This is a genomic window from Tumidithrix elongata BACA0141 (assembly GCF_036349135.1).
Classification (GTDB): Bacteria; Cyanobacteriota; Cyanobacteriia; order Pseudanabaenales; family Pseudanabaenaceae; genus Tumidithrix; species Tumidithrix elongata.
The window spans coordinates 24,101-30,423 of the sequence record NZ_JAZBJZ010000057.1 but is presented as its reverse complement, the minus strand read 5'-3'; the positions used below and the strand labels follow the sequence as shown (position 1 = coordinate 30,423).

7 protein-coding genes are annotated in these 6,323 nt (G+C 45.0%); 2 read left to right on the top strand and 5 right to left on the bottom strand.

Annotation, left to right across the window (positions count from 1 at the left end; all coding sequences use genetic code 11):
* Nucleotides 1-180 precede the first annotated feature (180 nt).
* The 5 genes from V2H45_RS14465 to V2H45_RS14445 form a co-directional block, all read right to left on the bottom strand.
* Nucleotides 181-1,125: a bestrophin family protein gene (locus tag V2H45_RS14465; protein WP_330484356.1), complete on the bottom strand. Its 945-nt coding sequence runs from the start codon at nucleotides 1,123-1,125 to the stop codon at nucleotides 181-183.
* Between the two features lie 61 nt (nucleotides 1,126-1,186).
* Nucleotides 1,187-1,888 (bottom strand): retron system putative HNH endonuclease, encoded by a 702-nt coding sequence (locus V2H45_RS14460; RefSeq protein WP_330484355.1) that lies wholly within the window; start codon nucleotides 1,886-1,888, stop codon nucleotides 1,187-1,189.
* A complete protein-coding gene (locus tag V2H45_RS14455) occupies nucleotides 1,885-3,171 on the bottom strand; it encodes an AAA family ATPase (protein WP_330484354.1) in 1,287 nt (428 codons plus the stop codon). Before V2H45_RS14455 ends, V2H45_RS14460 begins: the two co-directional genes overlap by 4 nt.
* Nucleotides 3,172-3,485: 314 nt before the next feature.
* The gene (locus tag V2H45_RS14450; protein ID WP_330484353.1) at nucleotides 3,486-3,875 is read right to left on the bottom strand and encodes a phasin family protein; all 390 of its coding nucleotides are present in this window, start codon (nucleotides 3,873-3,875) and stop codon (nucleotides 3,486-3,488) included.
* Nucleotides 3,876-3,887: 12 nt separating this feature from the next.
* A complete protein-coding gene (locus V2H45_RS14445; RefSeq protein WP_330484352.1) occupies nucleotides 3,888-4,073 on the bottom strand; it encodes a hypothetical protein in 186 nt (61 codons plus the stop codon).
* 255 nt (nucleotides 4,074-4,328) lie between these two features.
* Here V2H45_RS14445 and V2H45_RS14440 point away from each other — a divergent pair, with 255 nt between their 5' ends.
* The gene (locus tag V2H45_RS14440) at nucleotides 4,329-5,231 is read left to right on the top strand and encodes a tetratricopeptide repeat protein (RefSeq protein ID WP_330484351.1); all 903 of its coding nucleotides are present in this window, start codon (nucleotides 4,329-4,331) and stop codon (nucleotides 5,229-5,231) included.
* A gap of 14 nt (nucleotides 5,232-5,245) precedes the next feature.
* Entirely contained in the window at nucleotides 5,246-6,217 is a 972-nt protein-coding gene (mdh, locus tag V2H45_RS14435) for a malate dehydrogenase (protein ID WP_330484350.1), read from the top strand.
* Nucleotides 6,218-6,323 lie beyond the last annotated feature (106 nt).

Genomic DNA, 6,323 nt, shown 5'->3' with positions numbered 1-6,323 from the left:
ACACTGGATTTTATTTTCTCATTAATTACCTGATTTTATGGCGGGAAGGGAGTAATTACCTCTTGACTTTTAAGACAGTATCTACAGTGATTGGGTTGGCAAAAACACCACTCTTGTTTGGTTGCATTTTTCCACCAGTTCTAAATCCCCAATAAAAGCGCAGATAATGCTTTAGTGTCACTAGTTCATATCTGAAAGGGAAGAAGGCAGCGACAATGTTGTGGGACTGTAGGCGATCGCGGTTTCGACATTCCCAAGAATCGTATTGCAAATGTCATCTACAGGCAGATCGTTGGGATCGTGACCAAAGGGATTCTCAATTTCATTCCCGATTTGTTCGACTCCCGTCAAAATAAAGCTAATAATGGCAACGCTCAGGCATGTCCACCACTCCTGCCGATTTACGAGGTAGAAAGGGATGCCGATACAATAAATTAGAATTAATCGCCTTAAATAAATGGCATAGGCAAGGGGCATCGGCGTTCTGAGAATTCGTTCGCAACTGGTCAAGCCTTCTACCAAATTATTCAACAATTGACCAAAGTTCGTAAGACGTATGCTGTCAATGCGGCGGGACGCATCCTGCAAGGAATCGCGTTGAAACTGAGATTGCAGATATTCACCAATCCAGAGACTGATTTCTAACGGGCAATTTTTACTGGTCTTGAGCTTTTCGGCTTGGGATTCGGAAATCAGAGATTCCAACTGGCGATCGATCGGTTCTTGCCGCAGATGGAGTTTGGTCGCGATCGCAAAGGCGGCTAAGTGTTTTAAGGCTTGTTGCTTGGCTTCGCGATCGGCTGCGTCTAAACTGGGAACTCCCAACTGAATATCTCTGGCTAGGTTGCGGATGTTAAAGACCAAAGCCCCCAATGCCTTACGACCTTCCCAATATCGTTCGTGGGCGCTATTGGTACGGAATACGAGTAGTAAGCCCAGCACCAAGTTATAAACGACGTTCCCTGCCAACTCCCCCAACACAAAGGTTGACTGCATGGGATAAAAGTAATGCCAGAGCGAAACGAGAAAGCCAAAACTACCAAATAAGAGAACCCGTGGCAAAACAATCGGAGCTACCGAGCCTTTTAAGCTCAAAGCCACCCTAAACCATTCCATTGTGATCATGCAAATACCTATGTAGATATCAACGCAAATACCCTACCGCAAATCATAAGCCAATACCCATTTATAAGGCGATGTGCATTTTGAGGATTTGGCATAAAGAAACGCTACATTGAGTCTGGGACTGAGATTGTTTCAGGATGTATGCGATCGCAAAACTAAAAGCCTGTTGATTGGGCTGCTCGTAAGATTCGATCAGACGATCTAGCTCTGCACTCGTTAATTCTTCAATACCTTGTAAAGCTCCATCAATTGCTTCCTCTCTCATAGCCTTGAGCCTGCTCTCGTTAAGATTTAAAGTTTCGAGCGAATCCAACGCAGCTTGCTTGCGATCGGAATCTTCTGTGGGACGGATTTCCCCAGAGCCAGTATAGCGGAAGAATTCAGCACAGTCTGGTTGTAATGGCGACACGGCAAGCAGTTCATTATCCTTTTTTATGCCACAATGCTCCAAACAATGATGGACATTCTCATATTCTGCGCTAAACGTCTCAGAGATACCACATGATGCGAAGAGATTTTTGAAGTCTAATGCTAGATTCTTGAACTTACTCTGGGGCTTGAGGTGTTCGATATGGCTAATATTTTTGGTGATTCTCATGCCGCAGTAACAGCAAGTATTGCCCTGTTCTAAAAGCAAGGAGTCGTGAAGTTGAGATTTTATCGAACCTGATAAATCGCTATAAGTTGGTTTCCAGTCGTCGTTTTCTTGGGCTTTCCAGTCGGCAAAACTCTGTGGTTCCTGCCCTTTCCTGATATATCTCATCGACCCAAAACTTCCTTGCGATGAATTAATACATCTGCCCTTGCGAATTCTGGCTCATCAAATCCGATCTCCTCTTTCAGAGATACTTGTAGCTCTCTCGCTTCAGGTAAATTGCCATCATCAATCAATCTGAATAAACTGAGTAAACCATCTTTAATCTCTTGACTACGTTTGGAAGACCCCATTTCATCTTCGAGGATGCGGTTGCTATCTCTGCCATATGTTCTCACTATGTCAGCCCTAACTCCTGATTCGGTATTTGTAAGTCGAAAGATCTTGCCATCTTTAACTTCGCCTAGTACTTGTGGAGAGTGGGTTGTAATAATAAATTGACAGTTTGGAAAAGTTCTAATGAGTCCGGGGATAATCATACGCTGCCATTTGGGATGGAGATGAAGCTCAATCTCATCAATTAAGACAACACCACTACCTTGCAAAGGTTTGTCCATTTCAGGATTAGCGATCGCCAATCTCCTCGCCAAATCTCCCACCATTGCCAATAAGTTTTTTTCACCATCTGACAACTGATTAATTGTAAGTTCAGATCCATTCTTAGTTACTGTCATACGTAGTTCGGGACGGCGACGAATTCTTAGATCGTTAAATTCTGGCAGGAAAGTATATATTGCTTGACGTACAGATTCTAATTGTCTATCTCGGTAACCAGGATCATCTCTAATCAATTCATTTTCTAATTCTTCGAGTAGTTTAAACCATTCAAAAAATTCTTTAAAAATAACCCGCCCACCTGCAAAGGCACGATTATAAGCATCAAGAATGTTATTACTCTTGGTCTGTTGAGAATCTTGAGAATCCTCAAAAAGAATGTCACGCTTAACTGAGTAATAAATCAGTATTGGTATACTCTTAGAATGAAAAAATCTTGGTAAACTAGCAAAAGATGAAGGATGTAGTAGGTTGATTGACGCCTTGGAGTGATCTCTACTTTCTTTTTGTATACGGCAACGGAGATTTAAAGAATTAAGAATAGCTTCCAATTGGACTGCAAGTTCTGTGTTGTTAATAGCGATATCATCATCCAAAAAAATATTTTTAGGTTGTGGTTTTTCAAAATCACTGCTGTTGTTTAGGATTTTGCTCAGATCGGAATACAGTGAAATTACTAGCTCGGAAGTGTGATGAAGTAAAGCTCCTAAGCAATCGAGAACGCTAGATTTACCCGAGCCGTTGTCACCAATTAGGACGTTGAGCTGAGGATCTAGCTCTAGGGTTAGATCGCTAATGCCGCGAAATGATTGCATGCTCAAGTTTGTGATAGACATGATTTTTGCTCAGTAAATCGATACCCTTCTAGAAATTATATTAGTAATGCAGATAGGGTCGCTCGTGCGAGTGCCAAAAACAGCGCTCGGATCGGCTGAATCGAGATTTTTATCGAGAATTCTGAGCGCGATGAAAATCGCAAGAATTGTTGCAAAGAAAAAGCCCACAGGTGTGAACTTGTGGGCAGAGTTTGTAGATACGTCGCTAGTAGACTTATTGTGTACTTTTCAAGGGTTAGAGCCTGTGACCTGCGTACCAGCTTTCGGTGATGTTTTCTGCGCCTAAGTGCGATCGCCATCACAAAAATTTCGGTCTAAGACTTTTGCATGCGCTTTAACTCTTCCTGTAGGGCTTGCACCTTTTGTTTAAGCTGATCGACATCAGTAGGGTTTGCCCCCGCAAAGGTCTCATCATCATTGAAAATTTCTATGGTGCGAGGAGCTTGCTGCGATCCTGACTTACCATCGTCTTTGGCGTCACCCTTGCCTTCGCCAATGGGCTGCTGTGCCTGACGCACAAGATCGTCCACAAATTTCCGCGCCTCTTCTGTGGTCATTTCGCCACGCTCCACCAAGTCCTCAGCCAACTTAGTGGCTTGACTCCGAATTTCTGATAGGGTTGAGCCTGCTTTTTCGCTGGCTAAAGAAGCCAAACCCATGCCTAAGTAAAATGCCTTTTGAACGATGCCACCAAAGGGATTCATGTATAAAGTCTCCTAAAGATTAATGGAACAATCAGGGAACGTCTTTTTAAATTCTTGTAATAAATCGTCAATTTCTTCTAAGGCTTGGGCGACGTCAATGCTTAAGTTACCCAGATTCTTTTGTTGTGAGAGTTGGACGAGCGAGGCTCGCATCGTCGCGATCGCTGTGATTTTGCCCTTAATCGTTTCAGGAGTCATGGTGTCTAGTAACGCAATAAAAATTTTAACAAGAGTTCAAAGCCTGCAATTCGTCGGCTATTTGCAATTTTAACCCATGCGCCTAAATCCCCCTTGGTTAATCCCCTTTTTTAAGGTAGGACCTAAGGTTGGAACAATGTTTAAACGCATAGTTAAACTGTAAATTTTGGGGCTTTAAATTCTCATACTTGCCTCATGTGATACTCTAAGTCGGGCTATGATAAAAAATACTACTGTTTCATAAGAGTTACTCCCGTGCGCTATCGTTCTGGTCTGATTGCTATTTTGGCTGCTGCTAGTAGTGCTGTTATTGGTTTAGGGACAGCATCTGTAAACGCTCAAGCTTTGATTCCTCATACTGTCAGAATCAACTTTGGTAATTTGGAGGAGCAAGCCCTTGTGTTAGCGAGAGAAGCGGCACAACTGGCTCAATTTGAACAATATGACTTGGCTTTACCTAGAGCTAGACTGGCAGTACAACTTGCCCCCAAAGCATTTCAAACGCAAGGTATTTTAGGCAGCATCTACCTGCGTAAAGAAAAATATCCTGAAGCGATCGCCTCACTGTCCGCTGCCTACGAACTCAAACCAGATGAGCCGACCATTTTATTTACGCTAGGCTCTGCCTATCTCCGTAATAAAGATTACTCCGCCGCAGTTCGCACTTTGCAAAAAGGTTTAGCGTTATCTCCCAACTCGCCCTCTGCGATTTTTGACTTGGGGAATGCCTATTTCTTGACCCAAAAATATAGCGAGGCGATCGACCAGTTCAACCGCGTGCTTTCTTTAGACAAAAAGTTCTGGGCTGCTACCAACAATATTGGCTTGGTAGAATATGAGAGAGGCAATCGAGATACCGCGATAGAGTTTTGGCAAAACTCGCTCAAACAGGCAAAAGAAGTAGAATTTCAAGCTGCCGAACCAACGCTGGCACTAGCAGCAGCCACCTATGCTAAGGGCGATCGCGCCAAAGGTATTGAACTAGGGGTGGAAGCCATGAAAATCGACCCCCGCTATGGCAAGCCTGAGTATCTGCTCGAAAACCTCTGGGGTGAGAAGTTAATCGCCGATACGAAGCCAATTTTAGAAGCACCTCCTGTCAAGAAATTGATCGATGAAAGTGCAGCAGTAGTTCGCCCAGTCCCACGCCGACGGTAAGCCGTTCTAAACCTATGTTTAAACCCACTCGCATTCCAGACGATTCTCTGACCCGCGTAACGGTAATTGGTGCGGGGAATGTGGGTGGTACGCTGGCGCAGCGTCTTGCCGAGAAAAATCTGGCGGATGTGGTCTTACTCGATGTAGTGCAAGGGAAGTCGCAAGGGATGGCGCTCGACCTCACCCAAGCTAGGGCGATCGAGCAACACGATCGCAGCATTATCGGGACTGACAAGTACGAAGATACGGCAAACTCCGATGTGGTGGTAATTACTGCTGGCGTGCCGCGCAAACCTGGGATGACCCGCGAAGATTTGCTGCGCATTAATGCCTCGATTGTGGCGGATGTCGTTCCCAAAGCGATCGCGCACTCACCCAATGCCGTTCTAATCGTCGTGTCTAACCCCTTAGATGTGATGACCTACCTAGCTTGGCAAGTCAGCGGTTTGCCCAGTCATCGTGTGGTCGGCATGGCAGGCGTACTGGATGCTTCTCGGTTTCAAGCATTTATCGCCCTAGAGTTGGGCATTTCGATCGCCGATATTACCGCAATGGTGATGGGTGGACATGGCGATCTGATGGTTCCACTGCCCCGTTACTCGACGGTCAGCGGCGTGCCGATTACTGAGTTAATGGATACCGAAGCGATCGCGCGGCTGGTGGAACGCACGAGAAATGGTGGTGCCGAAATCGTCAAGTTGATGCAAACGGGAAGTGCCTACTTTGCCCCTGCCTCTGCTGCCTATGTCATGGTGGAGTCAATTTTGCTCAATCGCCGCCGCATAATTCCTGTTGCCGCTTATTTACAGGGTGAGTATGGCTTAAGAGACCTGTTTATGGGTGTACCCGTGCAGTTGGGGCATCAAGGCGTGGATGCTGTCGTAGAACTCAATCTCGCGGCTGATGAATTAGCCGCTCTCCATAATTCCGCAAAATCTGTACAAGAAAATATCGACCAGCTTCGACCGATGGGTTTCCTGAAATAAAACTCTCAAGATCAAAAGGCGGCGATCTGCTTGTTGTCTTGACAAAAGGCATGGAAGCCCTCACCTCACTGGTTTATGCGCTATGCTAAATGAAGCTTCCTGAAAA

Excerpts from the sequence above, each read along its gene's own strand:
- V2H45_RS14465 (WP_330484356.1), bottom strand. The coding sequence starts at position 1,125 with ATGATCACAATGGAATGGTTTAGGGTGGCTTTGAGCTTAAAAGGCTCG.
- V2H45_RS14460 (WP_330484355.1), bottom strand. The coding sequence starts at position 1,888 with ATGAGATATATCAGGAAAGGGCAGGAACCACAGAGTTTTGCCGACTGG.
- V2H45_RS14455 (WP_330484354.1), bottom strand. The coding sequence starts at position 3,171 with ATGTCTATCACAAACTTGAGCATGCAATCATTTCGCGGCATTAGCGAT.
- V2H45_RS14450 (WP_330484353.1), bottom strand. The coding sequence starts at position 3,875 with ATGAATCCCTTTGGTGGCATCGTTCAAAAGGCATTTTACTTAGGCATG.
- V2H45_RS14445 (WP_330484352.1), bottom strand. The coding sequence starts at position 4,073 with ATGACTCCTGAAACGATTAAGGGCAAAATCACAGCGATCGCGACGATG.
- mdh (WP_330484350.1), top strand. The coding sequence starts at position 5,246 with ATGTTTAAACCCACTCGCATTCCAGACGATTCTCTGACCCGCGTAACG.